Here is a 26,366-nt window from a genome sequence, read left to right as displayed (position 1 = left end):
TGACTAGTTAACCTCATAGAAACAACTGCATAGCGAGTTTTTTGTCACACGAACTTTCCTTGCAAGAGGTTGTACCTACAAAGTGTATGGTTTAATTGAATCTGCGAGGAATGACATGATTGAAATCATTATCGACGGAAAATACCGAATTGCTGAACAAGGCTCGACCTTGCTCGAAGCCGCCAAGGTGTGTGGTGTAGACATTCCGTCACTGTGCGGATTAAACAAATCAGACGAAAAAGTACCGTGCGATTTGTGCGTGGTTGAAGTGGAAAGTGGCGGCATGCAACGCGCATGTGAGCTAAACGTATATGGTGGATTGAACGTGAAAACGCAATCTGATGCACTCAGCGCGCACCGGAAAAAAGCACTGAACCGCATCATGCAAGATCACTACGCTGATTGTGAAGCGCCATGTAAGACCGCTTGTCCGGCAGGTGTCGACATCCAGTCTTATCTCTATTTCATCGCACAGAACGACCACCAAAAAGCGATCGAAATCATCAAGAAAACCCTGCCGATGCCACTGTCTATTGGCCGCGTTTGCCCCGCGTTTTGTGAAAGCGAATGCCGCCGCTCCTTAGTCGATGAACCTATCGCGATTCGTCAGCTTAAACGTCATGCAGCGGACGCGGATCTTGCCGCACACGAAGCGTACGTCCCAGAGAAAAAGCCCGCCAAGCCATACTCCATCGCCATTGTCGGCAGTGGTCCAGGCGGACTCACTACGGGTTATTACCTATCGAACGAAGGCTACGAAGTCACCGTGTTTGAAGCGATGCCAAAAGCGGGCGGTTGGTTACGATACGGCATCCCTGAATACCGCTTGCCAAAAGATATCCTCGACAAAGAGATCGAGTTGATGTGTCGCAACGGGATGACCATCAAAACCAATCATAAGCTCGGCCAAGACTTCACGCTGTCGCGCCTGAGTGAAGAGTACGATGCCGTCTGTCTGGCCGTCGGCGCGTCACAAGCGGTAGAAATGTATTATCCGGGCAGTGAGTTGAAAGGCTGCTACCTCGGTGTCGATTACCTAAAAGATTATGTCACCGAACAGCAATACAAAACTGGTGAAAAAGTCGCAGTAATAGGTGGCGGCAACACCGCGATCGACTGTGCGAGAACCGCTCGTCGAGCCGGCGCTGAAACTACCCTGATCTACCGCCGTACCCGTGAAGAAATGCCCGCAGAAGATTACGAAATCGAAGAGGCTGTGCATGAAGGCGTGAACTTCTTATTTTTGACCAATCCGGTAGAAAACCTCGCTGACGAACACGGTCATGTTCAAGCGATCCGTCTTGAACGTATGGCGCTAGGCGAACCAGATGCTTCCGGTCGCCGCCGCCCTGAAGCCACCGGAGAGTACTTTACTGAGGCATTTGATACGGTCATTGCAGCGGTCTCTCAAAAGCCCGATTTAAGTTTTCTGGAGAACGACGATTTGTCGATTCCACTCACTCGTTGGAATACGTCTGAATCTGACGACTTCACCATGCATACAGGTACGGGAAACTTGTTCAGTATCGGCGATTTTCGACGCGGCCCAGCCACAGCAGTCGAAGCGGTTGGCGACGGCAGAATCGCAGCTAAAGCGATCGATCTGTTTTTAAATGGCGATATGGCCGAGATGCCAAGGCCTGCGTTCAACTCGCGCAAAGAGAAAAAACTCTCGCAAGTCGACCCACTGCAATTTGAAAACATTCAGAAAGTTGCTCGCACCGTAATGCCAGAACTGACACCCGCGCAACGAGAGCAGAGCTTTGCCGAGGTCGAGCTAGGCTTTGATAACGATGACGCGATCCAAGAGGCCGCACGTTGTTTGGAGTGTGGTTGTCAGGCGAACACCAGCTGCGACCTGCGTGACTACTCGACCGAGTATGGCGCAGAGCAACACTTTAACCATTCAGTCGATGTCAAAGATCACCAAGATTGGCTGACCTTGCGTGCTAAAGATCCACGCCATAAATTCGCCGTTGACCGTAGCTCGCAGTTCATCGAGTTTGATGCCAACCGCTGCATCAGTTGCGGCCAGTGCATTCAAGCCTGTCGTGAGCAAGCTGTACACGGAGTACTTAACTTTGTCACCGACCAGCACGGTAGACCAGCGCTCAGACCAGACGATCGTCCACATTTTGGTTCAAACAAGGATGGAAGAGTGCTGATGGGGGATTCGAAATGTGTTCAGTGTGGTGCATGCGTTCAAGCTTGTCCGACGGGCGCAATGGTCGACAGCCGAGACAAATCGCAAGGCCGCAGTGATACACTGAAAAAAGTCGACACCATCTGTACCTACTGCGGTGTAGGCTGCAAACTCACCTTGCATGTGGATGAATCCGCAAACACCATCCGCTATGTCACTGGTGCCAACTCACTGGTGAACCAAGGAATGTTGTGCGTCAAAGGACGCTTTGGGTTTGACTTTGTGGCTAGTGATGCGCGCCTGACTACGCCGCTTATCCGTAAAGATGGTTGGCTGCAACCTGCGAGCTGGGAGGAAGCTATCCAGTTGATTGCCGATAAGTTTACCGCTATTAAGCAAGGTTTTGGTGGCCATGCACTGGCAGGATTCTCTTCGGCAAAAACCACCAACGAAGATAACTACGCGTTTCAGAAATTCATTCGTCGCGAATTGGGCACCAACAACATTGATCACTGTGCTCGATTATGTCACGCCTCTAGTGTGACCGGATTAGAAGCCTCACTAGGCAGTGGCGCGATGACCAATGACATACCGAGCATCAAACACTCAGACGTAATTTTTATTATCGGTTCAGATACGACGTCTGCTCACCCGATCATTGCCTCACACATCAAGCAAGCAATTCGCCACCACGGAGCACGACTTATCGTCGCCGATCCAAAACGTATTGATATGGCGGAACACGCCGAGTTGTATCTCGCCCACAGGCCAGGCACCGACGTGATGCTGCTTAATGGTGTGATGCAGCAAATCATCAAACACGGATGGTACGACCTTGAGTACATTGAAGAGCGTGTCGACGGTTTTGATACGCTGCTGCAAGAAGTGATGTCCCCTGCCTACGCGTTAGATAAAGTCTCGCTGGTGACAGGGGTAAGCACCGATGACATTTTCGCAATGGCACGCATGATAGGTACCGCGAAACGAACCGCGGTGTACTACTCGATGGGCATTACTCAGCATACGACGGGGCACGACAATGTGCGCTCGATTGCTAACCTGCAATTGCTGTGCGGCAACATTGGTATTGAAGGCGGTGGGATTAACCCGTTGCGTGGTCAGTCAAATGTGCAAGGCGCGTGTGATATGGGTGCGTTGCCAAACTGTTATCCTGGATATCAGAAGGTCTACAACCCGTTAGTTAGCCAGAAGTTTGCGATTGAATGGAATGCGCCAGATTTACCGAGCGAACCGGGTCTAACACTCACAGAAATCATCGATGCAGCATGTCAGCGAGAGATTCGTGGCATGTACATCATGGGTGAAAACCCAGTATTAAGTGACCCAAATCAGGCGCACGTCATTGAAGGACTGGAAGCGCTCGATTTCTTGGTGGTGCAAGATATCTTCCTCACCGAAACCGCGCAGTACGCCGATGTGGTGCTACCATCATGCTCGTTTGCTGAGAAGTCCGGGCATTTCACCAACACCGAGCGCCGTGTGCAACGCATTAATCCAGCAGTAAAAGCACCGGGGGACGCCAAGGAAGATTGGTGGATCATCCAACAAATCGCCAATGCAATGGGTGGGGATTGGCACTACAACAACGTTTCCGATATCACTTCCGAAATCGCGCGAGTCACGCCGCAGTATGCAGGACTGCTCTGGAACAGCATCACGCCAGACGGTGTACAGTGGCCGAGCAACAAAAACAACCCGAACGGCACTCGCATCATGCACCAGACCCAGTTTACCCGCGGCAAAGGGCAGATGGTTGGTGTACCGTTCCGCTATGCCGCTGAGCTGCCGGACGAAGAGTACCCGCTAGTGCTGACGACCGGACGTGTGCTGGAGCAGTTCCATACCGGAACGATGACGCGCAAAACCAAAGGGTTGGACAAACTGGCTGGGCCAAGAGCGATGATCAGTGTGCAGGATGCCGAAGCGCTTGGCATCAGTAACGGCCAACGACTACGCGTTTCCACTCGCCGTGGCGAGATTGAGATCGACGCGTTTGTGACCAAACGGATCCAACAAGGCGTGATTTTTATCCCGTTCCACTTTGTTGAATCGCCAGTCAACCGTTTAACCACCACAGCCACCGACCCTCATGCCAAGATCCCTGAGTTCAAAGTGGCGGCGGTGAAAGTTGAAGCGTTGGCTGAGTGCTCTCTTCAAGAGGTAGACACTCACTGATTTTCTGTCACTAAATACAAAGCCAGCTCGATGGGAGCTGGCTTTTTAGTTTCAGGCCAATTACTTAATCAGCGAAAGTACATCTCTAAACTCTGTCTCCCGGCAGTCTTTGACCAACTCATAAAGGCACATTTCCAGCCCTGTTAACTCAATTCCATTGTTGATCAGCTTAGTAATCCCAAGTTGCTTATTCTCCGCTGTACGCGACGAAATACAATCTTGCACTAACTGCACTCCATACCCATGATGCTTCAAGCCCATCGCAGTTTGGTAGACACAAATGTGCGTCTCTATGCCACACACCAGCCATGTTTGAACATCGGATCTGCGAACCGCTTCCATAAAATTGGGTTCAGCGCAGCCATTAAAAGTGAATTTCTCTATCGGCTGCTGCTCATCGAGCAAAATACCCAACTCTTCAACCGTAGGGCCAAGTTTCTCAGAATTTTGTTCCAACCACAGTATGGGTAAACCTAAAACCTGAGCACCTTTAATCAGTTTGGCGCTATTTGCTATTAGTGTTTCGCTGTCGTGAACTATCCTAGCGAGCTTTCCTTGAATATCGACAACGATAAGCCCAGTGTTTTCTTTAATTAACATAAACCTTCCTTGTTCGTCTCTAGCCAATTGAGTAATCGAAGTGTTTTAGTCTTTTCCTCCTGCGCTATCAGGGCTCGGTATAAACTGATCAAAGCTTGGAATGTTATCCAACCTTTTTGTCCAACTTGCCGCACTCCCCACATAGATACGCGCATCGGGCACCTTATCAACCTCTGTATCTAAACAGCCCGCAGGCACAACCGCCAAGCCCAATTTCTCAACGTAAGTCGGCACCGCTGAACCACAATTCGAGCAAAAACTTCTTGAATGACGAGTATCGGGAAGTCGGTACGTCGTGACTAACTCCTCACCTTTTAACCACTTGAATTGTTGAGGGTGGCTAAACAGGTTTGCTGCGTGGACCGAACCCGTTCCTTTTTGACAACGCTGACAATGGCAAAGAAAGAACTTATCAAACTCACCAGTCAGCTCAAATTGAACACCGCCACACAAACACGAACCTTGATGTTGATTACTCATAAAAACCTCCAAGCTGACATCGCTCCGTTGTTCACCCAGAATCAAGCAAAAACACTCCTAACTCACCATAGCGTCTAAAAGTACGGTGCGCTAGGATAAATCGCTGTTTATTTAAACAAATCAGAAGCGTTGTGATTCAACCACTTCCGCGGTCTTAATGTCCAAAACTGCGCGGTAGAAACGGGAAATTCATTCGCTCTCCAGCAAGCCATACAAGATCCGTGTCGTATTCAGTTAAGCCCATTGCTGCTGTAACCGACGCATGCTTTTTCCAACCAATACGATTAGGACTGCACCGATCAAAACGGGAGTGAATATAAAACTCCATCCTTGGCCAGCTAGCATGATTAGCATCGGGTTTGCGCCTGCTGGTGGATGCGTGGTTTTGGTCAACAACATCAAACTCACCCCTAAACCTGTCGCCAGCGCTAAAGTCAGCGGTGTAACTCCAACATATTGTGCAAACGCAACACCAATGATTGCCGTGATCATATGACCAAATATTACGTTTTTAGGTTGGGCTAATGGGCTATCAGGCACACCAAAAACTAAAACAGCGGTTGCGCCAAATGGTGCCATAAGTAGCGCAACTTCACTCAGTGAAAATTCTAAAAATGAAAGTAATCCTATCGCAATTGTTGCACCGACGCCTGCTACAACAGACACAAGTAGTTGATTCATATTTATCTCCTTAAAAGTAGACCACTCTGTCTACAAAATCTAAAGTAGACAAATTGGTATACTTTTGTCAAACTGTTTTTAAACGCGGAGGGTTTATGAGTAAAAAGCGCCAGCTATTGATCGAGACGGCACTCGATCTGTTTTATAGACATGGGATAAATTCCATTGGCATCAACGAAATATTAAAAGTCTCGGGGGTTGCAAAGCGCACGCTCTATATCCATTTCGACAGCAAAGAAGCATTGGTTTTAGCGACGCTTGAACACAGACACACGATTTTTTGCAGATGGTTAGAAGAGAGCATTTCCGGTGCAGCCCCCCATCAAGTACTGATAAATAAGCTGTTTCAGGCATTAGAGCGCTGGTTTGATAGTGCAGAGCCTCAGCTTGGGGATTTTAGAGGCTGTTTCTTCATCAATACGTCTGCGGAGTTCAGCGATTTCAACAGTGAGATTTCCCGTTATTGCGCGAAACACAAACAAGAAGTACGCGACATCATCCATCGCCAAATGGTCAACGAGAACCCTTTATTACTCGATGCTATCTGTCTGTTAAAAGAAGGGGCTATTACAACGGCATATATGACGGGATCAGGGAGAGAAGCCTGTGAGAAGAGCATTCAGGTGTTAAATACGCTTCTACAAAATGAGGCTGTGGATTAATCGACAGTAACTCAGCCTCTAGATACTCGAAGCATTCATGAGCTTTCCATATGGCATGGTTTACACCGTTCACTTGTCAGAGGGGTGAGCGATACCATCTGCGATCCTCACAGGCTCTAACTCATAGGGATTAACACCTTCCAAGCACGCGACGTTGATTGCAAACTGATGCGGATTAGAACGGCGTTGGTGATGGGTGTAAATACCGCAGGTTTTACAAAAATAATGTTTAGCGGTCATGGTGTTGAATTGATAAAGCGTCAGGTTATCTTCGCCCTGAACAACACGTAGATTTTCGAGTAATACTGATGCCGCTATCGCGCCCCGTTTACGACACATTGAACAAGTGCAGCGCCTTGGGTCTTCAAGACCATTTGGCATGGTTAGTTCAAGCACGACCGCGCCACAATGACAACTTGCTCTATGTATTGGTTTGATTTCCATATCACGACTCCTTCACATATCTCTATGTACTATGTATCGAGAAAGAACAACGCCTCCACAACAACCACAATAATCAAGCTGACTGCTCTCAATAGATGGAACACCGTCATTTCACTCAGCACGCACGGCGCGCTGAGCGGTTCAGGACAGACTAGCTCACTGGCAGTGACATCATTTTGTAGTTTGAATCATTGAAACCGATTTTTTCGTAGGCTCGTTTAGCGATAGCGTTATTCTTGTGCACATAGATTCTAAGCTCAAGGCCACCTTGACGACTCATTTCTTCTTCTACGGCGTTAATGAGTTTCGCCATCAACCCTTGTCCGCGAAACTCAGGCTTGATGTACATGCTTTGAATCCACCAGTAATAACCCGCGTTCCAATCGCTCCACTCTTGCACCGCAGATACGTTCCCACATGGGCAATCATTTTCGTCCACCAGAACCCAATAGGTCGCGATTGAGCTGTCATTTAACGCGGCGCTAATGCCTCGTTCCAGCGTCTCTGGAACCTTGACGACATCTTCGGCTTCACGCGCTTCCTCTACAGTAAATTCAATTAAATCGGGTAGATCACTTAAATCCGCTTTTCTTACTTCCATCTTTCGCACTCCTTGCCAGGATTTTTTTTGATTGAGTCTTTATTTCCTGCCCAACCACTTTGCCTGATAAAAAGTCGTGAAGTCTATGCTTTCTAGCCAGCTATTTTTGCGGAAGTTCGATTGTTTGAGCTTCGTCATTCACTCGATGACTGTGCCTACCAATTTGTTGATCAACATCACGCTGACGAGTATAAAAAAACAACACCCAAAACGATGTTCTGGGTGTTGTACAATCTGATTAATTTACGCGAACAAGTTTGATGTTCATTAAGCCGTTGCCTTGCATTAGCGTATTTTCATCAAGGATTCTCCAGGCTTCTTCCGACCCTTCATCTTTGAACACTAGGTACTTATCTGCTCCAGATTCGCGGACAAAGATTTCTTCAAATTCTTGGCGCTCCCCTTCAGATTCGATGTAATCAGAGCCAATAACCAAACTTTGTGAACCTACAGAGCCTGCAAATGCGTTCATGAATTCGTTAGAAGAACCGGCTTTTGCTTGATATTCGCCTTCATAACCGTGATCGCCACAACCGACCAAAGCACCTGCCAATGCCACTACTGACGCTAATTTAGTAAAATTCATTAATTGCTCCTTTCTCGGGATTTCGTTTTACTGTTTTAATATTCGAGGTGAATTTTTCGGGAGTATACAAAAGTGATGATACGATCACTTTACTATTCCTATTCACTTTATTTCTTTTGTCTATTAAGTTGAATTAAGTCACCAATTTCAATATTAATAAAAATATAATTATCAATAACAGAATAAAAAATATGGGATAACATCTCGAAATTGAAGCTTATTTGACCAGAATCATAAGAGTCGCACTTATCCCGCCGCTATCATTACCAGCAATCAATAAATAGATAAGTTTCCCCCAAGGATTCTACCATTTATATATAGAATTTTTACTCTGTTAATTATTTAACCAAATCATTGTCTAATATTTATCCTTTCTATTTTTATTTGTATCTTTAGCTTATTTATATTGTTAATTGAAGGTTAAATAAAAAGTAATCTATCGCTAATCGTTGCCTGATTAACACTGAATGAATATAATCTCGTTGCATATAATGCATTGGCTAGGCGTATATCTATATGCGTCATTACAAAAAATAGGGACAATAAAATGAGTGACACTCAAACAATCCAATCTCAAGGTCAACTGAGCGAAGCTGACAAAAATGCCAAAACGCATGCAATCATTGCTTACGCGCTAATGCTACTGGGTTTCTTTACTGGTATTGGTTTCCTAATGGGTGGTATTTGGGGGATTGTGAAAAAGTCTGACGCGCAAAACACTATCTTCGCTGATCACTACGACAACATTACTAAAACCTTCTTCGTTTCACTTGTACTAAGTATTGTTGGCGGCCTAACGGCTGTATTTGTTATCGGATACGTTCTGATTCTTGTCGCCTTCATCTACACGCTGTGGAAAGTAGTAAAAGGTTTGGCTCGTATCACTTCAGACAAAAGCTACAACTAATAGATATAATGGCAAGGGCTTCTGCCCTTGCTATTCCTCCTATCAACACACTCCATCCTATCCTTCGGCACAAAACATCCACCACCTCTTTTTGCCACTCTAAAGCGCGCTTGATACATCAACCCTAATCGCTCCTTATTGCTTTTATTATCAGAAGAGATAGAATCCAAGCGCTACTTAGCAAACGTTTAGTTTATTCTCAGGGCGGGGCGAAACTCCCCACCGGCGGTATGCCTACTTAGGTGAGCCCGCGAGCGCTCGATTCGTCGAGGTCAGCAGATCTGGTGAAAAGCCAGAGCCGACGGTTACAGTCCGGATGAGAGAGAATGAAAAAACACCAGCGTCTTGAGAATCAGTCGATCTCAGTGCATGGTGAATTTCGTTTTGACTGAAGTATCGCGAAAGATTGCAAGCGAGCTTATTAATGCCGTGTAGACATGCTTTGTGCGCTCTGCATACATTCTGCCAAGCCCAGCAATTGTTCTCGCTCTTCAGTGCTCATGTCTGCCCTGATTCTGGTGATATTTAGGAGTAACCATGAATCAGTCATCACTACTTGCCGAATTTGGCGACCCAATTACTCGCGTTGAAAACGCACTTATCGCACTGAAAGAAGGCCGTGGCGTTCTGCTTCTTGACGATGAAGATCGTGAGAACGAAGGCGATATTATCTATTCAGTAGAGCACCTCACCACTGCGCAAATGGCGTTGATGATCCGCGAATGCAGCGGTATCGTGTGCTTGTGTTTGACTGGTGAACAAGCTGACAAACTCGAACTGCCGCCTATGGTAGTAGAGAACAACAGCGCGAACCAAACCGCATTTACAGTCTCTATCGAAGCGAAAGTCGGTGTAACAACGGGTGTGTCCGCTCAAGACCGCGTGACGACGATTAAAACCGCAGCCAACCCAACTGCACAACCAACAGACCTTGCACGCCCTGGGCACGTATTCCCACTGCGTGCGCGCAAAGGTGGAGTGATGACCCGTCGTGGTCACACAGAAGGAACCGTCGATCTAATGCAAATGGCAGGCCTACAACCTGCTGGCGTATTGTGTGAACTGACCAACCCAGACGGCTCTATGAGCAAAACGCCAGAGATCGTTGCCTTTGGCAAGCTGCACAACATGCCGGTGTTAACCATTGAAGATATGGTTGCATACCGCAAGCAGTTCGATCTGAAGCTCGCGTAATCAAAGAAACGGGCCAAAAGCAGAGACCGTTACAGCGATAAAACGATCAAAAAAAGGCAGCAATGAATGTATTGCTGCCTTTTATTTTGAGTCTCTGTTTTCACTTAAAGTGAGGTCGCTGCTGGCCCAAATTAAGAGGCCGTTGAACTCGCTTCAAGTGGCTTAGTCAGTGCTTGACTACTTTTGACAGAGAATAGTACCAACAGCGCCAGCGCAATAAGTGATGAAACAAAGCTCACATACAAGGTACTGTAATAGTTGAGCAACTCACCAACAAAACCGACCGATAGGCTCGCCACCAGCATGGCCATGTTCATCATACTAGAGAACAAGGTTGACGCTGTGCCCAAGCGATCGCGCATCATATCTTGCAACACCACCATGCCGAGTGTCGCGCATACGCCAATGTAAAAGCCGTTTAACAACTGCGCCGCTAGCATCACTGAGAATGAGGTGTTCAATATCATCACTAGATAGAACACACAACCAATCGCGACACCTAACGTCATGACCTTAATTGCACCGAACTTTTCAGCCATCTTACCCGCACTCAGCATTACCGGAATTTCACACGCCGCCGCCGCCCCAAACAGTAGACCCAACCAACTTGGATCGACTTTCAACTCCTGAGACAAGTAAAGAGGCATACTGGTAATGTACAAGTTGTTCGCCGCAAAGGTGCATACCACGATCAAACAGTAAAGAACGATCATAGGACGTGCTCCACCCGACGCTAGTATCGGCTGGTGGATTTTCTCTTCTTTCTTTTCTTTCTTTTCTTTCGCGACAACGCTGGATGGTAAGTACTTAATAATGACTAAAATTGCCAAACTGACCACCGCAGCAGACACACCAAACGTGGCGCTGAAACCGTAACTCGCCTTCAACATAAAGGCCGCTGGAGGGCCAAACACCCACGCAATAGCAATGCCCGCACGCATCGTGGAGAGAAAAGTCGTACTGTCTTTTACATAGCGGTCACCATACTCGCGTCCCAAAGCAAACAGCTGACCAAACGACGCGCCACTGACACTACCAAACACCGTTGCTATCGCCACTGCGACCCAGTAATCACGCACAAAAATAAAGCTCACAACCGTCACCAGATAACAGCTGAGCGAAACCACCAAAATCGTTTTTCGCTGCCAGTTACGATCCGATTGCCTTGCAATTAACTGCGACACAATCACAGAGCTGACAATCGCCATAATCATATAGACACTGAGCATCATAGGAGCTGCACCTAGCTCCTCAACAATGTATAAGCTAGACAAGGGATAGAAAAATGCACCGCATAAACCTGTCACGAACGCAGTAAGCACAAACAATAAAGCGGTTTTGTCTTTGAACATTTAGACTCCTCTAATCAAATGACCACTTTGTACACCCGCACAGTCTACTCAAATATCTGAAGCGCTATTGATAGTATTCGACCCACCTCCAATACTAATCATTCAAAATAATGAGTTACTTTGACAGCAGAGAAACAGTTGAGCTAGCCTAAGCGGAAAGTCGGGAGCAACGTCCATGAAACCATTTATTGAAAACGTCCTTAACGCCACCAACAATGACTGGACGGTACATGCATACCATTGTCGAGTGCATAAAGAAGAGTTTTCATGTCCTTGGCACTATCACAATGAGTACGAATTGGTGCTTTATCAGGATCCGCATGGCGTGTTTAACGGCAGTTATCTAGCGGGTGATGCCATCGGTGAAATCCACCATAACACCGCGTTACTCTATGGCCCTGGATTGCCCCACATGCTGACCGGACAGCTTCTGGGCAGCGAAGATAAAGTCCACCGTTCAGTAATCGTCTGGTTTAAACAGTCGTGGATTGAGAAACTGCAAGCCACGATTCCAGAAGCACGTAACATTAAACGCTTATTAGAACAGGCGGCTTATGGCGTAAAATTCAGCGCTGACACTTCACAAAAGATCGCGGAATTGTTGGCAGGAATAGACAGCGTTGAGAGGCAATATCAGGCAATTCGCGTCATTGAGGTGCTACTGCTTCTTTCCAATGATAGCGAGTACTTACGCCTCTCCTCTTCCCCTTACCGACTCAAACAACTTTCCGAAGACAAAGATGCATACAAAAAAGTAGAACGTGCCACCCGATTTATTGAGGAGAACTACAGCGCATCAATAAAGATATCTGACCTGTGTAAAGCCTTACACATCAGTGAAAGCTCCGCGTATCGACTGTTTGAAAAGCACTATGGGATGAGCTTTTCTGACCACGTAAAACAGTTTCGAATCGGCAAAGCCTGTGAATTACTGGCTAGCACTTCACTACCCATTGCGCTTGTCGCGGAAAAAACAGGATTTCATAACCTTTCCAACTTCAATCGCCAGTTCAAAGCCGTCAAAGAGATGACCCCAAGCGCGTTTCGAAGCCGGTTTTAGCTAACCTGTTTGATAGAAAAATCACACCACACGCCAACATCCAAAGCGACGGCACGGTATCAGGTGCAAACATAAGACATATAAAACAATTATCATATATCAATTGATAATCATTATCAGTCTCATTATAGTTTTCTTTTTATTCAACAAGTTTAGAGAAAACTATGCTTTACCCACTTTCACCAAGAAAACTTTTGCCCATTGCACCACTCATTTGTGCCGCTCACGCCCCACTGGCACTCGCAACAGACGTTACGGAATTTGACGCCGTCATTGTGGAATCCAGCCGAATTGACGCACGTCAGGAGGACTCACCTCAAGTCGTGACTGTCATAACCAAAGAACAAATTGAATCGCAGCTTTCCATCGTAACGGACAGCTCACAAGTCCTTTCAAACTTGCTACCCGGATATTCTCTCAACACACAAAAGCTCAATAACAGTAGTCAAACTTTTAGGGGACGATCGGTACTCTACATGATAGATGGCGTGCCTCAGTCAAACCCTCTTCGAGAAGGCAGTCGCTCTGCCCATACCATTGACCTTTCCATGGTTGAACGCATAGAAGTGATCCACGGTGCCAGCGCGATTCACGGCTTAGGTGCAACGGGGGGGATCATCAACTTTATTACCAAATCAAACAGTTCAGAAGAGTTGAAACAAGATATCAGCGTACAAATGACCGCACCAACAGAGCGTATCAGCAGTGATACGATGTCCTATAAGCTCAGTTACCAGATTCAAGGGGCCAAAGATAACTTTGACTATTTAGTCGGCCTTACTGGCGAAACGCAAGGTGTCTTTCTTGACGCAAATGGCGACTACATCGGTGCGGACACCACTCGCGGTGACATCATGGACTCGCGAAGCTACGATGCCTTTACAAAACTGGGCTATTGGTTTAGCGATGAACAAAATATTGAGTTTTCCTACAACCGCTACCAACTGACAGGGGAAAAGAATTATGTCTCGGTAACAGGTGACCGAGTAAACGGCATTGCGACTACTTCGGTCAAAGGTAATCCGGTAGGTAAGGCCCCTTCTAACCAAGTACAAACCATCAACTTGGAATACACAGACACCGACGTGATGGGCATGAAACTGAAAACACAGGCGTTCTATCAAGACTTTGCCGGAAGATACGGCGCTGCAACGTCTAAGAGTTTCCAAGATCCAAACACACCAGACACCATTTATGACCAATCACAGAATGAATCGGAAAAAATAGGTGCCAAGTTCAATCTATCCAAAAATGGATTACTGAATGGCAAACTGAACACAACAGTAGGTTTAGATTTACTTAGGGATACAACCAGTCAGAGATTGATCTTAACGGGTCGCACATATGTCCCTGAAACCACCTATGATAACTACGCACCATTTATCCAGCTCTCGCTGACGCCTATCGAACGATTAACGCTCCAAGCGGGTGCCCGCTATGAAAATGCAAAGCTGGATATTGATACTTACCAAACCGTCGCCTCGCGAAACAGCGTCACGGTTGAAGGCGGATCGCCAGAATTTGACGAGATGATCTATAACGCTGGTGCGGTTTTAAGAGTGTTGCCGAGTGTAAGTTTATTCGCTAACTATTCGCAAGGCTTTGGTATGCCTGATGTTGGACGAGTCTTGCGCGGCGTGAATACGCCAGGACAAAATGTCGAAGATCTTATCGACTTGTCTCCTATTGTGACAGACAACTACGAAGGGGGAATACGTTTTAACAATGAAAACATCGACTTTGAAATCAGCTACTACGAATCTAACTCCGACCTTGGCAGCCGCATTGTTGAGAGCAATGGTCTCTACACAGTAAAACGCGAGAAAAAGGAAATTCATGGCGTAGAAGCGTCGTTAGGTTACCAATTAACAGAAAACCATAAAATCGACACGGGCTACTCATACATTCAGGGCAAATCAGATACCGACGATGACGGTTCTGTAGATACCAAACTAACTGGATCAGATATCCCGCCGAACAAGCTCAGAGTCGCATGGACTGCGCAATGGAATGATGAGCTCACGTCTATGCTACAAGCCAATCATGCCTTTAGTCGTGACTTTGATGATAAAGAACTCGATTTTGATGGTTTTACCTTAGTCGACGCGACTTTGGGCTATCAACTGCCCGTGGGTAAGATGAACTTTTCTGTTGCCAACCTACTCAATGAAGACTATTTCACTTATTACTCTCAAAGCGCGTTTAAAAATGACGACCTCTACTTCAAAGGCAGAGGCCGAACTATCACACTGGCTTATAAGCTAGATTTTTAACGCCAAATTCAATGAGCACTGCCGATGATGGGGTGCTCATTGTTACTCCCTACTCTTTAATAACAATGGGCAGTTTGAGCAGTAGACTTCAGGGGTTGTTGCTTGATAGTAGTAACAACACGTCCGTCTCATTCTGATCGGTTCTGGTGGCTCGCCAAACAGCGTTTTCTTACGATAAAAACGCGTCAATGGATTTTCTTTCATAGCAAAGATGTGATGCGTATCTGCATCAACCAAAAATGCCAGATCCTCTTCTGCGGTCTCTTTGAGCGCACACGTCACATCGGGCAGTATTCGCCTTTCATAAATACTAAATACACGAACCGCGATGTTCTCCCACAGTATTCGTTGCGACACTCCGGTTACGTCATAAAACTGCTCAACCAACCGTGTTAAATGCTCAGCAAAAACGTGATGCAGTACTTCGTCTCGCCATTTTTGGCGTTCACCAGAAGCAAGCCGAACCGTCGTATTCTTTAACGGCATTCCGTTTTGCCAAAAGCGGTTGTCCAACTGGTAGTCAAATACGCTATTGTTTATCGATAGATTTAGCCCTTTGTTGTATACCGACATCGCGTACAACGTTGGGGCAAGCGCCAAAAAAGCAATCCGCTTAATCACCAGCGATGCCGTCACTTTAAGATCGGGCGCACCAAGTTCAGGCATAATCTTTTCAAGTGTCGAGAGGCATTGTTGTGGATCTAACAAACATCTGGAATCAAGATGATTTGGGCCAAACGCGTGTGTTTGCTGTTTCAAACCAAAGCGAGAAAGCGTATCCCACTCGTTTTTTGATAAAACGTCCGTTTCGTGCTCACTCATTGTGTTGATGCACCTTTCGTCCCTTACCTTTTGGAACACACATGGGTGTACCAAAAAGCGGGTCACGATCGAGATGACATTGCATGCCAAAAACCGCTTCAATCATGTCGATATCTAAGATTTCTTCAGGTGGCCCCTGCCTGAATACAGTGCCGTCTTTTACCGCGATCATTTGATGAGCGTAACGACAGGCGAGATTGAGGTCGTGCAACACCATGAGAATAGTAGTTTGATGCGTTTGATTGAGTTCGAACAGCAAGTCCAAAACTTCAATTTGATGCGTTAAATCTAAATAGGTTGTGGGCTCATCTAACAACAAAATATCGGTGTCTTGCGCTAGCGCCATCGCAATCCATGCTCTCTGCCGTTGCCCTCCGGATAACGCTTCTATCGGGCGATTGGCTAGCTCCAGCATATTTGTTGCTTCAAGCGCTTTATAAACCAGTCTTTCATCACTTTCAGTCCAGCTCTGTAGCCAGTTTTGATGGGGATAGCGGCCCTGTCGCACAAGCTGCTCTACCGTCAAACCTTCGGGCGCTGTTGGCCCTTGTGGCAAGATAGCAAGACGACGAGCCACTTCTTTACCGGACATACGGTTAATGTCTTTTCCGTGCAAAGTCACTTCTCCTGATTTCGGTGTGAGTAACCTCGCCATGGACTTTAGCAGTGTCGACTTTCCACACCCATTCCCTCCGACCAACACGGTGATCTGGTTCGGTTCGATGTTTAAATCAAGTGACTTGATAATCGTGTCATTGTGATAACCCAACGCCAAATTCTTGGTTGATAACGGGTTAGAGCAACTGCTGATAGACATGGTGTATTTCCCATTCGTAGAGTTGTATTTAAAATCGTTGTCGGAAGAGTAAGTAGATAAAAAATGGTGCGCCTATGGCTGAAACAAACACGCCTGCCGGGATATCAAGTGGCTGGAATAACATCCGTCCACATAAATCAGCCAGCACAACCAAACAGGCTCCAATCAATGCGGTAACAGGTAGCAACACGGCAAAGCTTCTGACCACCAAACGTCGTGCAATATGCGGTGCAATAAGCCCCACAAACCCAACCGCACCGGAATAGGCAACCGCTGGTGCAGCAAGGACAACACTCAGCAAAACCAGAACCAATCGGACTCTTTGTACTGAGAGTCCTAGCCCCGTCGCTAAGTTATCGCCCAACTCCAACGCATTGATACGACGCGAAAACGCTAGGGCAATCATCAGGCCTACACATAGCCACGGTAAAAGCGCTTGGACATCACTCCAATTCGCACCATAAACGCTACCAGTTAACCAGATATACGCAGAGATACTGGTTGAGGTCGAACTGATAGAAATAACAAACGTCGTCAATGCCCCCATAATGGCAGAGATGCCAATGCCGACTAAGATCATCCTCATCGGGCTGACGCCATTACGCCACGCAAGCAAATAGATGAGACTTGAAGCAAAAAGCGCGCCCGCAATAGAAAATATGGGCAACCATTCGATGCCGTAACTCATTTGGAAAAAAGACAAAAAAGCCACTGCCGCAGCGGATGCGCCGCTTGTCATACCGACCACATCTGGCGATGCCAACGGGTTCCGAATGACCGATTGAAGAATTAAACCTGATGTGGCCAGACCCGCCCCAACCAGAGCGGCCATCAAAGTGCGAGGAAGCCTAAGTGTCTCGAGAATAATGTTAATTTCAGAATTATCGCCAATGAAAATCTCAGTCACGACCTGTTGTGGACTCAACCATTGTGACCCAGAAGAGAGCGCAAGCAGTATCACTAAAGTGGTCATGGCAGCGATAGACAGGCTAGCGACTATGGTTGTGGGCGAAACAAAGAAAGACAGATAACGAGCGCGAACCACCAACGGTTTATTCATACCGGTTCCCTCTACGCGCTAAATAAACAAAGAAAGGAGCGCCTATTAAGGCGGTCATAACGCCAATGGGGATTTCGTCAGGCTCTAATAAAGAACGTCCTAGAACATCGGCCAACAGCAATAAAGTCGCGCCCCATAGCGCACTTAGAGCAATCAACCATTTATGATCATTTCCGACCACCGAACGCGCCATATGCGGCACAATCAGGCCAATAAAACCTATGTTGCCAGACAACGCGACTGAGGCCCCAGCTAAGCCAATAATCAGTACGCTAAGCAGCACTTTTAAGCCCAGTGTATTTTGTCCCAGACCTGTTGCTATGTCGTCTCCGGAAAGCAGTATATTAATGTGTGGTGCGAGTATCATCGCACACACGATAGCGCCCAATAGATAAGGCAACACAGGTAATACAACGTCTAGCTCACGCCCAGACACCGATCCAGCGACCCAAAAAAGCACACTATCGAGACCTTCTTGTCCGAGAACCAATAGGCCTTGGGTAAAGGAAATGAACAGTGCGGAAATCGCGGCTCCTGCTAATACGATTCGTACTGGCGACGTCCCATCTCTTCCCATGCTCCCCAAGCCATAGACCAATGCCCCGGCAACCGCTGCGCCAAAAAATGCACTCCAGAAAAATAAGTTCATTGAAGCAATCACAAAAAACTGTGAGAAAAGGACGATAAAAAAGATCGCACCCGCGTTAACACCAAATATCGCTGGAGATGCGAGAGGGTTACGAGTGAGCGTTTGCATTAACACGCCAGCAACGGCTAAAGAAGCCCCAACAGAAACAGCGACAAGACTTCTCGAGAGTCTCGTCGTTGTGAGAATCACATGCTCGATTGATGTTGGGTCGTAGTGCCAAAAAGCAGCCAGTACTTGGCCAAAGGAAATGGGATACTGACCAAATGTCATGCTGGAAACCGACGCAATAATGAGGGTTCCGACCGATAAGACAATGATCCCCCATCGCGCCAAGTTGTTATTTCTGGGCAATAGCATCAGTTACTCATCTTTTAACGTTGGTAACTGATAAATATCAGCGAGCTGATCGAGTATTTGGTTTGCTCCCAATATCCCGCCAGATAGAACCCAAGTTACGCTATCGACTTCGTAAACCTGTTTGTGTCGTGGTGCCTCTAAAATATTCCATAAAGGATGAGACGCCCAAGATTGATAGTTTTGTTCAACAACAGGTTGATCAGAGTGAAGAAGGACAAAAAAGACATCTGCATTCACACTCGGCAGCGCTTCTTTGGTTTTTAACTTCATTCCCCATCCAGAACGCCCATTGCTTTCGATAGGAAACTGAAAGCCAATATCTTTCAACACCGCCCCTGGAAAACTTTCCTCCAAATACAAACGTAGATGATCGGCTCTAACATTGAGTATTGACGCAGATAAAGGCCAGTTCGCCTGTTTTTGGCGCAACTGTTCACGTAGGTTGTGCGTTCTCTGCTTCCATTGGTTCCAAATGATCTCAGCTTGTGCTTTTCGTCCGGTCGCTTCGCCCGTTAACTCCAGTGAATATTGGAAATCATAAACCGTTGACGCAAGTACTGTCGGAGCTATCTTCTGTAGCTGAGGAAAAATCTTTTCGTGGCGGACTTTGGTGCCAATAATGACATCCGGTTTCAGCGCAGCAATCTCTTCTAAGTTGGGCTGGGTTTCCAAACCGACGTATTTTACGCCGTCTAGATCCTTTCTAAGATATTGGTACATGGGTTTTTCAGCCCAAGATTCAACAACACCGACCGGCTTTATACCTAATGCCACTGCGCTGTCTGTCGCGCCTTGAAAAAGAGTAACGACTCGCTGAGCTTTAGCGGGTACAGTGCTCTGCCCCATCGCATGTTGTACTAAAAGCGGACTATCTTGAGAGGCATTGGCCACCGAACTCCAAGCAAAAATAAAAGAGCAAATCAGAAACTGAATTCCTTGTTTCTGCGCATGAAAAGCGAATCGCAAAATTGACATCCTTGTTTAAATCTCACACAGGATGCAAATAGTAATGATTATTAGTTATATATGCAATTAGTTGTAAATAAATAGCCATTCTAAAACAGCGACAGATATTGCGATTAATGCCGTCGTCTTCCAGAACAAAACCGGATTCCTCTGCAGTAACGGGCGTTCTTTGAACTCTGCTTGCAATGCTTTATTTGGAGTGTGTAGGTCTGTAACAAACTCACTCAACACTTGATAACGTCGTGAGGGCAAATGATGAACCGCTTTGCGAAATGCGAGATCAACCGATAATGGAATGTCTTCCCGATAAGAACGTACAGAGCGATAGTCCCACTTCACGTGCCTTGCCGATTGTAGGTTCTGAGTGTTAGTAGACTTGTACGGCAGTTGGCCTGTCAGCATTTCAAACCCTATCACGGCAATCGAGAACAGATCTGACTGAGTTGTCGCTTCACCATTATTGATGTATTCAGGCGCAATGTAATTCACCGCCCCCAGCGGTGTTCCTTCCTGACTTTCAGGAGAGATCTCTTCCAAGCCCTTCACTTTCACTGCGCCAAAGTCGATGATTTTTACGCCACCTGATGGTGTGATCATGACATTTTCTGGCTTAAGGTCGCGATGCACCATATCCGCACGCTGAAACACCCTTGCTGCTTTGACCAGCTCACTTAAGATCGTACGCACACGTTGAAGGTCTGGGTTGGGGTTATCGTACATCCATTGTCGTAATGTTACCCCCTCCACCAGCTCACATAACTGATAGGTAAATTTAGAGTCTTTCGGCGTCGGGAACACTTTCATTACCCTCTCGTTATTGAGCTGAGAACCCACCCAATATTCGTTGGCAAAGTTGATCAAATATTCCCTGTCGTCACTGTATTGGACAGACGGCACTTTCATCACCATTTGCCTTCCACTCTCCTCATCCTCCACTTGATATACGTGACTGCGCGACCCTTCATAAAGGATGCGCTCAACGCGATAGACGTCCAAGCGATTGCCAATGTCTAATGCAGGAGGGAGTGTCCGCATTAGCACTGCTTGTTGATGTTCCAGCAGTGAGTGTTCGGGCAATTGGCGAATATCGATAATTAAACAGCTCAGATTATCTTGACTGTCACTGCTCAGTGCATACTCACACAGTTTTTGAGTGAGCTTTGATATGTCTTCAGTAGTCGATGCCACCATATCAGTCAGCATTTGATGGTCTAGATAGTCGTGGACACCGTCTGAGGTTAGAACAAACCTATCCCCTTCTCTCAATGACAGTGTCTGATAGTCCACATCCAGTTTGTTATCCATACCGAGAGCGCGTGTCAGATAAGCACTTTTACCGAAATTGGTTCGCTGATGATCGTTTGTGAGTCGATGTAATTTATTGCCTCTGAGTCGATAAATACGCGTATCACCAACGTGAAACAAATGCGCAGTGTTAGATTTAAAAATGATGGCACTAAAGGTGGTCACCAAACCGTTGTGTGATAGCCCTTGTTTACTTCCCTCTTCATATAACCATGAATTGAGAGACGTCAGAATTTGGCTGGCTGAACGTTTAACACTCCAGCTATCGGGCGTTGCGTAGTAGTCAGTAATAAACTGCACCACAGCGGTATGACTGGCCTTTTGACTATGATCGCTGCAACTGACGCCGTCCGCGATACAGGCGACAATACCTTTGTGTGCCAATACGTTAGTGTCATGGGGGACTTTGACCAGAATGGCATCTTGGTTTTCGGCGCGTGTGCCTGTTAACGATGTTCCTCCATGCTCCAATGAAAGCTGGGGGAAATGCTTATTTTTGCTCAGATTCATAGACGCTCTTCGTTAAAATGGTGGAAGAACAAAAGCCCAATTGACATTGAGCTTTTGAACGATGCGTCAGACACGAACGGGGGATTCTTCGCGACTCACGCATCTCCCGATTTCATAATCTCTTAATTCGAGACGTCAATCAGCGTCACGCTACCATCTTCGTTCACTTCAGCGATCTTACCGTTTGGCTCTTCCATAAACATTAGCGCAATAAAACCAATAACTGCCGTACCTGCGATGACAAAGAAAAACGTTTGGTAGTCAACAAACGACAGAATGGTCAGGTAAGTCACCGCACCAACGTTACCGTAAGCACCCGTCATGCCAGCGATTTGGCCCGTCATACGACGCTTAATCAGCGGCACTGTGGCAAACACCGCACCCTCGCCCGCTTGAACAAAGAACGAGCATGCCATCGCCGCCGCTACCGCCAGCCAAATCGGCCATTCACTGCCCACTTGTCCCATCACGAAGTAGCCCACCGCAAGACCTGCGGTTAAAATCAGTAGCGTAGGTTTACGGCCATAGCGATCCGAAATCCAACCACCACCCGGTCTCGACATCAAGTTCATAAAGGCATACGCCGATGCCACCATGCCTGCCAATACTGGCGAAAGCTCAAATGTTTCTGAGAAAAACAATGGCAACATTGAAACGACCGCCAGTTCAGATCCAAAGGTCGCAAAGTAGAGCACGTTCAGTACCGCCACTTGTTTGAATTTGTACTGATGCATCTCTTCAACGGGCTTTTCAAATACGGTTTTATTCACCTTCCAGACTTGTGCTACTTCAACCAAATACAGCGCAATCAAACCCGCGTAAATCGAGTTTACTGCGATGTCAGACAACATTCCGATACCTGCGTCAGACAGCTTCCATGCCAGTAGTGCTAACACGGCATACATCGGCACTTTCATCAGCAATAGAAAGAAGAAGTCGCCTTTCGAGGTCACCTCCATCGCAGATAAGTGCTTAGGTTTGAAGTAAGTAGAACCTTTTGGTGTATCGGACACGCTACGATAGAAAATCACAGAGAACACTAAGCTCATCACACCCGTGACCGCAATCGCGTAGCGCCAACCGTCTTCGCCACCAAACATCAGAGCTGCTGTCGGTAGTGTGAAAGCTGCGGCTGCTGAACCAAAGTTGCCCCAACCGCCGTAAATGCCTTCGGCCGTACCCAGCTCATTGTGGGGAAACCACTCCGATACGAGGCGAATACCAATCACAAAACCTGCGCCGATAAAGCCAAGCAAGAAGCGTGCGATAGCGGCTTGAATAAACGAGTCTGCGAAAGCGAACATAAAACAAGGGATTGAGCAGACCGCAAGTAGAGCGGAATACACGATCCGAGGACCATATTTATCCGTGAGCATACCTATCACGACTCGCGCTGGTATCGTGAGTGCCACATTGAGAATCAAGAGCGTTTTGATTTCCTCAGTGGTCAGTCCGAGGGTTTCTTTCACCATTTGCAACAGCGGCGCAAAGTTAAACCACACAACAAACGTGATGAAAAAAGCCATCCAGCTCAGGTGCAAGATTTTCATCTTCCCTTTGAATGAAAAAATAGAGAATTTACTGCTTTCCATGTGTCAGTCCTTTTTAAGTCATCCATTTCAAGGCGCGCCAACGCAAAGTCTGGTTGGCGCAACTAAAGGTCGTTAGGCGGCTTGCGAAAGCGCCGATTGAACCTGTATTGAGCCGTGATATTCACGGACAGGATAGGTTTTAATTTGATAATGCGGTTCTTCTAAACAAACGCCGGTTTCCAAGTGGAAGTGCTGTTTGTAGAGCGGGGAAGCCACATAAGGCTGACCGTCGAGTGAGCCGATAATGCCTCGCGATAGTACATTGGCATCGCCGATTGGGTCATAATTTGACACCGCATAAAGCGAGCCAGTACGGGTGCAGCTAAATATCGCCACTTGCTGATCGACGACCAATGCACATACCCCGGCATTAGGTACTAAGTCAGATACCTGACAGATGGTTACCCAGTTTTCCATTGTGAGTCTCCTTTGATGCTAAATCGTATTAAGTAATCTTTGGGTAGGTTGAAGTCGCGGTTATTGCACTTCCACCACTTCAATCTTTTGTTGTTCGCTCTTTCTCTGGCTCTTGATCTTCGAGGGCTCAGGAAAACGCTGATCGCGCATTGAGATAAACTTCAGTCGCTCATCACGTTTATCGCTGTTGATGAAGTGGTTAAAGCGTTTGAGTTTCTCTGGTGATTCGAGTGTTGTTTTCCATTCACACTGATATTTGGCGATATTGGCCGCCATCTCATTTTCGAGTTCTTCACACAAGCCGAGCTTATCTTCGATGACGACTTTCTTAAGGTAATCCAAACCACCTTCGAGGTTTTCAAGCCATACGGAAGTACGCTGCAAGCGGTCAGCGGTGCGGATATAAAACATCAAAATGCGGTCGATGTATTGAATAAGCGTGATGTCATCCAAGTCAGAAGCGAACAAGTCAGCATGGCGAGGGCGCATACCACCGTTACCACAAACGTACAGGTTCCAACCGTTTTCAGTCGCGATCACGCCGATATCTTTCGACTGCGCTTCGGCACATTCGCGCGTGCAGCCTGAAACCGCAAACTTGATTTTGTGCGGAGAACGTAAGCCTTTGTAGCGATTTTCGATGTCGATTGCGAAGCCGACACTATCGCCCACACCAAAACGACACCAAGTGCTACCCACGCAAGATTTAACCGTACGTACAGACTTACCGTAGGCGTGGCCAGTCTCAAACCCAGCGTCAACCAATCGCTTCCAGATCAGCGGTAAATCATTGAGCTGTGCGCCAAACAAATCGATACGCTGACCACCCGTGATTTTGGTGTAGAGGTCAAATTCTTTCGCCACTTCACCCAATACGATCAGTTTTTCAGGGGTAATTTCACCACCAGCAACACGCGGTACAACAGAGTAAGTGCCGTCTTTCTGAATGTTACCGAGGTAGATATCATTACTGTCTTGGAGTTCGACATGTTTGTCGTCGAGAATATAGTCATTCCAGTATGACGCCAAAATAGAGCCAATAGTGGGCTTACACACTTCACAACCCAGCCCAGAACCGTGGCTATGCAGCAGTTCATCAAAGGTTTTGATCTGGTTGACTCGAATAATGTCACTCAACTCTTGGCGTGAATAAGCAAAGTGTTCACACAGGTCGTTGTTCACTTCAACGCCAAGGCTTAACAACTCGTTATCCAAAACCTGTTTTGCCAGTGCTGAACAGCCGCCACACCCCGTAGACGCGTTAGTGCTCGATTTTAGTTCCGCCATTGTGGTGCATCCTGCGGCGACGGCTTGTTTGATATCGCCTTTACTAACATCAAAACAAGAACAAATCATCGCTGTGTCTGGGAGTGCATCGATTCCCATCGCGGCTGAGTCATCTTCCGCCGCATTAGGCAAAATCAAAACCGATGGGTTAGACGGCAACGGCATATCATTTTGCTTCAGTTGCAATAAAGTGCCATACGCTTCTGCGTCCCCAACCAAAACGGCACCAACGATTTTGCTACCGTCTGCTGAAACAATCAGGCGTTTGTAGACTTGTTCAATTTCATCGTTGTACGTATACGACTGCGCGCCTTCAGTACGACCGTGCACTTCACCAATACTCGCCACATCAACGCCGAGTAGCTTGAGCTTGGTGCTCATGTCAGCACCGGTAAACTCTGCTGGAAGTTCATCGCCAAGCAGGTGGCCAACCGCAACTTTCGCCATTTGATATCCCGGTGCGACCAAACCAAATATTTGGCTTTGCCACAATGCGCATTCACCGATGGCATAAACATCAGGCTGGCTTGTTTGGCAGTAGTTGTTGATGACAATCCCGCCACGTTCGCCGATCTCTATATCGCTGCTACGAGCCAGCTCGTCTTGCGGTCGTATACCTGCCGAAAAAACAATCATGTCTGTTTCTAAATGGGAGCCATCCGTAAAGTTCATGCGATAACGAGCACTTTCACCAGCAACGATCTCTGTGGTCGCTTTCTCGGTATGAACGGCCACACCCATGCCTTCTATTTTACGACGCAGCAACGCACCGCCACCGTCTTCGAGCTGTACGGCCATGAGTCGCGGTGCAAACTCTACAACGTGCGTTTCCAATCCTAGGTTTTTGATCGCATTAGCGGCCTCTAGCCCCAACAAACCTCCGCCAATTACAACACCACTTTGGCTCTGCTTGCTTGATAGTTCGATCGCGTCCAGATCTTCAATCGTACGATAGACAAAGCAATGTTCCTGATCGTTGCCCGGAATCGGTGGGACAAAAGGAAAAGATCCTGTTGCCAACACTAATTTGTCATATGCCTCTACACGTCCACTTGCGGTGATGACATTTTTCTCTGTAGTATCAAGCTGAACAACTTTCTCATTAACCACATACTTAACGCCATTTTTCTCGTAATACGCTTCGTCCGTCAGCGCTAAATCATCTGCCGTTTTACCGCTAAGATAAGACGTTAATTGAACACGGTCGTAAGCCAAGCGTGACTCTTCTGAAAAGGTAATCACCTCAACATCATCTCGCTCTCGTTGGATCATTGTTTCGATAAACTTGTGGCCAACCATCCCGTTGCCCACGACGACGACTCTTTGTTTACTCATACTTTATTTCCCTAATCGTAAATGCGTAATCATTCTTGCTGCGTAGTTCTTGCTGTGTACTTTTCCTGCT

22 protein-coding genes and 1 riboswitch are annotated in these 26,366 nt (G+C 46.9%); of the genes, 6 read left to right on the top strand and 16 right to left on the bottom strand.

All coding sequences use genetic code 11. The features are described 5' to 3' along the window. Window positions 1-115: 115 nt before the first annotated feature. On the top strand, window positions 116-4,339 hold the full coding sequence (gene fdhF, locus NP165_RS16880) for a formate dehydrogenase subunit alpha (RefSeq protein ID WP_257085697.1): 4,224 nt from the start codon (window positions 116-118) through the stop codon (window positions 4,337-4,339). Between the two features lie 60 nt (window positions 4,340-4,399). Here the strand turns inward: fdhF and NP165_RS16875 are convergent, their stop codons facing one another. The 3 genes from NP165_RS16875 to NP165_RS16865 all read right to left on the bottom strand — a co-directional run bounded on the left by NP165_RS16875 (window position 4,400) and on the right by NP165_RS16865 (window position 6,100). Continuing rightward, window positions 4,400-4,939 carry a hydrolase gene (locus NP165_RS16875; RefSeq protein ID WP_257085696.1) on the bottom strand — a complete coding sequence of 180 codons (540 nt, stop codon included), beginning with the start codon at window positions 4,937-4,939 and terminating at the stop codon, window positions 4,400-4,402. Between the two features lie 45 nt (window positions 4,940-4,984). After that, window positions 4,985-5,419 carry a GFA family protein gene (locus NP165_RS16870; protein WP_257085695.1) on the bottom strand — a complete coding sequence of 145 codons (435 nt, stop codon included), beginning with the start codon at window positions 5,417-5,419 and terminating at the stop codon, window positions 4,985-4,987. Between the two features lie 234 nt (window positions 5,420-5,653). Next, the gene (locus NP165_RS16865; RefSeq protein WP_257085694.1) at window positions 5,654-6,100 is read right to left on the bottom strand and encodes an HPP family protein; all 447 of its coding nucleotides are present in this window, start codon (window positions 6,098-6,100) and stop codon (window positions 5,654-5,656) included. Between the two features lie 95 nt (window positions 6,101-6,195). On the opposite strand from NP165_RS16865, the gene NP165_RS16860 reads away from it, so the two are divergent. After that, complete coding sequence (locus tag NP165_RS16860; protein WP_257085693.1) at window positions 6,196-6,762, top strand: TetR/AcrR family transcriptional regulator; 567 nt, start codon at window positions 6,196-6,198, stop codon at window positions 6,760-6,762. Between the two features lie 69 nt (window positions 6,763-6,831). Here NP165_RS16860 and NP165_RS16855 read toward each other — a convergent pair whose 3' ends face one another. From NP165_RS16855 to NP165_RS16845, 3 genes are all read right to left on the bottom strand, one after another. Next, window positions 6,832-7,206 (bottom strand): GFA family protein, encoded by a 375-nt coding sequence (locus NP165_RS16855; protein WP_257085692.1) that lies wholly within the window; start codon window positions 7,204-7,206, stop codon window positions 6,832-6,834. A gap of 151 nt (window positions 7,207-7,357) precedes the next feature. After that, window positions 7,358-7,807, bottom strand: coding sequence for a GNAT family N-acetyltransferase (locus tag NP165_RS16850; RefSeq protein WP_257085691.1), 450 nt, complete (start codon window positions 7,805-7,807; stop codon window positions 7,358-7,360). 238 nt (window positions 7,808-8,045) lie between these two features. Beyond that, window positions 8,046-8,393 (bottom strand): hypothetical protein, encoded by a 348-nt coding sequence (locus NP165_RS16845; protein ID WP_257085690.1) that lies wholly within the window; start codon window positions 8,391-8,393, stop codon window positions 8,046-8,048. 547 nt (window positions 8,394-8,940) lie between these two features. On the opposite strand from NP165_RS16845, the gene NP165_RS16840 reads away from it, so the two are divergent. Continuing rightward, the gene (locus NP165_RS16840; protein ID WP_257085689.1) at window positions 8,941-9,300 is read left to right on the top strand and encodes a DUF4870 family protein; all 360 of its coding nucleotides are present in this window, start codon (window positions 8,941-8,943) and stop codon (window positions 9,298-9,300) included. A gap of 191 nt (window positions 9,301-9,491) precedes the next feature. Next, window positions 9,492-9,632, top strand: a riboswitch (FMN riboswitch). Between the two features lie 205 nt (window positions 9,633-9,837). Beyond that, window positions 9,838-10,494, top strand: coding sequence for a 3,4-dihydroxy-2-butanone-4-phosphate synthase (ribB, locus tag NP165_RS16835; protein ID WP_257085688.1), 657 nt, complete (start codon window positions 9,838-9,840; stop codon window positions 10,492-10,494). Between the two features lie 131 nt (window positions 10,495-10,625). Here the strand turns inward: ribB and NP165_RS16830 are convergent, their stop codons facing one another. After that, window positions 10,626-11,846, bottom strand: coding sequence for a sugar efflux transporter (locus NP165_RS16830; RefSeq protein WP_257085687.1), 1,221 nt, complete (start codon window positions 11,844-11,846; stop codon window positions 10,626-10,628). A 175-nt stretch (window positions 11,847-12,021) separates the two neighbouring features. Here NP165_RS16830 and NP165_RS16825 point away from each other — a divergent pair, with 175 nt between their 5' ends. After that, on the top strand, window positions 12,022-12,906 hold the full coding sequence (locus NP165_RS16825; protein ID WP_257085686.1) for an AraC family transcriptional regulator: 885 nt from the start codon (window positions 12,022-12,024) through the stop codon (window positions 12,904-12,906). Window positions 12,907-13,070: 164 nt separating this feature from the next. Beyond that, window positions 13,071-15,179 carry a TonB-dependent receptor gene (locus tag NP165_RS16820; RefSeq protein WP_257085685.1) on the top strand — a complete coding sequence of 703 codons (2,109 nt, stop codon included), beginning with the start codon at window positions 13,071-13,073 and terminating at the stop codon, window positions 15,177-15,179. A gap of 42 nt (window positions 15,180-15,221) precedes the next feature. Here the strand turns inward: NP165_RS16820 and NP165_RS16815 are convergent, their stop codons facing one another. From NP165_RS16815 to nirB, 9 genes are all read right to left on the bottom strand, one after another. Further along, a complete protein-coding gene (locus NP165_RS16815) occupies window positions 15,222-16,001 on the bottom strand; it encodes an IucA/IucC family C-terminal-domain containing protein (RefSeq protein ID WP_257085684.1) in 780 nt (259 codons plus the stop codon). Continuing rightward, window positions 15,994-16,818, bottom strand: a complete 825-nt coding sequence (locus NP165_RS16810; RefSeq protein ID WP_257085683.1) for an ABC transporter ATP-binding protein — start codon at window positions 16,816-16,818, stop codon at window positions 15,994-15,996. Before NP165_RS16810 ends, NP165_RS16815 begins: the two co-directional genes overlap by 8 nt. 28 nt (window positions 16,819-16,846) lie before the next feature. Next, window positions 16,847-17,878, bottom strand: a complete 1,032-nt coding sequence (locus NP165_RS16805) for a FecCD family ABC transporter permease (protein WP_257085682.1) — start codon at window positions 17,876-17,878, stop codon at window positions 16,847-16,849. Beyond that, entirely contained in the window at window positions 17,871-18,884 is a 1,014-nt protein-coding gene (locus NP165_RS16800) for a FecCD family ABC transporter permease (RefSeq protein WP_257085681.1), read from the bottom strand. The genes NP165_RS16805 and NP165_RS16800 overlap by 8 nt, the downstream gene beginning before the upstream one ends. Window positions 18,885-18,887: 3 nt before the next feature. Next, on the bottom strand, window positions 18,888-19,850 hold the full coding sequence (locus tag NP165_RS16795; protein ID WP_257085680.1) for an ABC transporter substrate-binding protein: 963 nt from the start codon (window positions 19,848-19,850) through the stop codon (window positions 18,888-18,890). Window positions 19,851-19,916: 66 nt separating this feature from the next. Next, window positions 19,917-21,665, bottom strand: coding sequence for a bifunctional protein-serine/threonine kinase/phosphatase (locus NP165_RS16790; RefSeq protein ID WP_257085679.1), 1,749 nt, complete (start codon window positions 21,663-21,665; stop codon window positions 19,917-19,919). A 122-nt stretch (window positions 21,666-21,787) separates the two neighbouring features. After that, window positions 21,788-23,257, bottom strand: a complete 1,470-nt coding sequence (locus NP165_RS16785) for a NarK family nitrate/nitrite MFS transporter (protein WP_257085678.1) — start codon at window positions 23,255-23,257, stop codon at window positions 21,788-21,790. A 72-nt stretch (window positions 23,258-23,329) separates the two neighbouring features. Next, window positions 23,330-23,674, bottom strand: a complete 345-nt coding sequence (nirD, locus tag NP165_RS16780) for a nitrite reductase small subunit NirD (protein WP_257085677.1) — start codon at window positions 23,672-23,674, stop codon at window positions 23,330-23,332. Window positions 23,675-23,734: 60 nt separating this feature from the next. Continuing rightward, window positions 23,735-26,296 (bottom strand): nitrite reductase large subunit NirB, encoded by a 2,562-nt coding sequence (gene nirB / locus NP165_RS16775; RefSeq protein ID WP_257085676.1) that lies wholly within the window; start codon window positions 26,294-26,296, stop codon window positions 23,735-23,737. Window positions 26,297-26,366: the final 70 nt, after the last annotated feature.

The organism is Vibrio japonicus (assembly GCF_024582835.1).
In the GTDB taxonomy this organism is placed as follows: domain Bacteria; phylum Pseudomonadota; class Gammaproteobacteria; order Enterobacterales; family Vibrionaceae; genus Vibrio; species Vibrio japonicus.
This window is presented reverse-complemented; position numbering and strand designations above follow the sequence as displayed.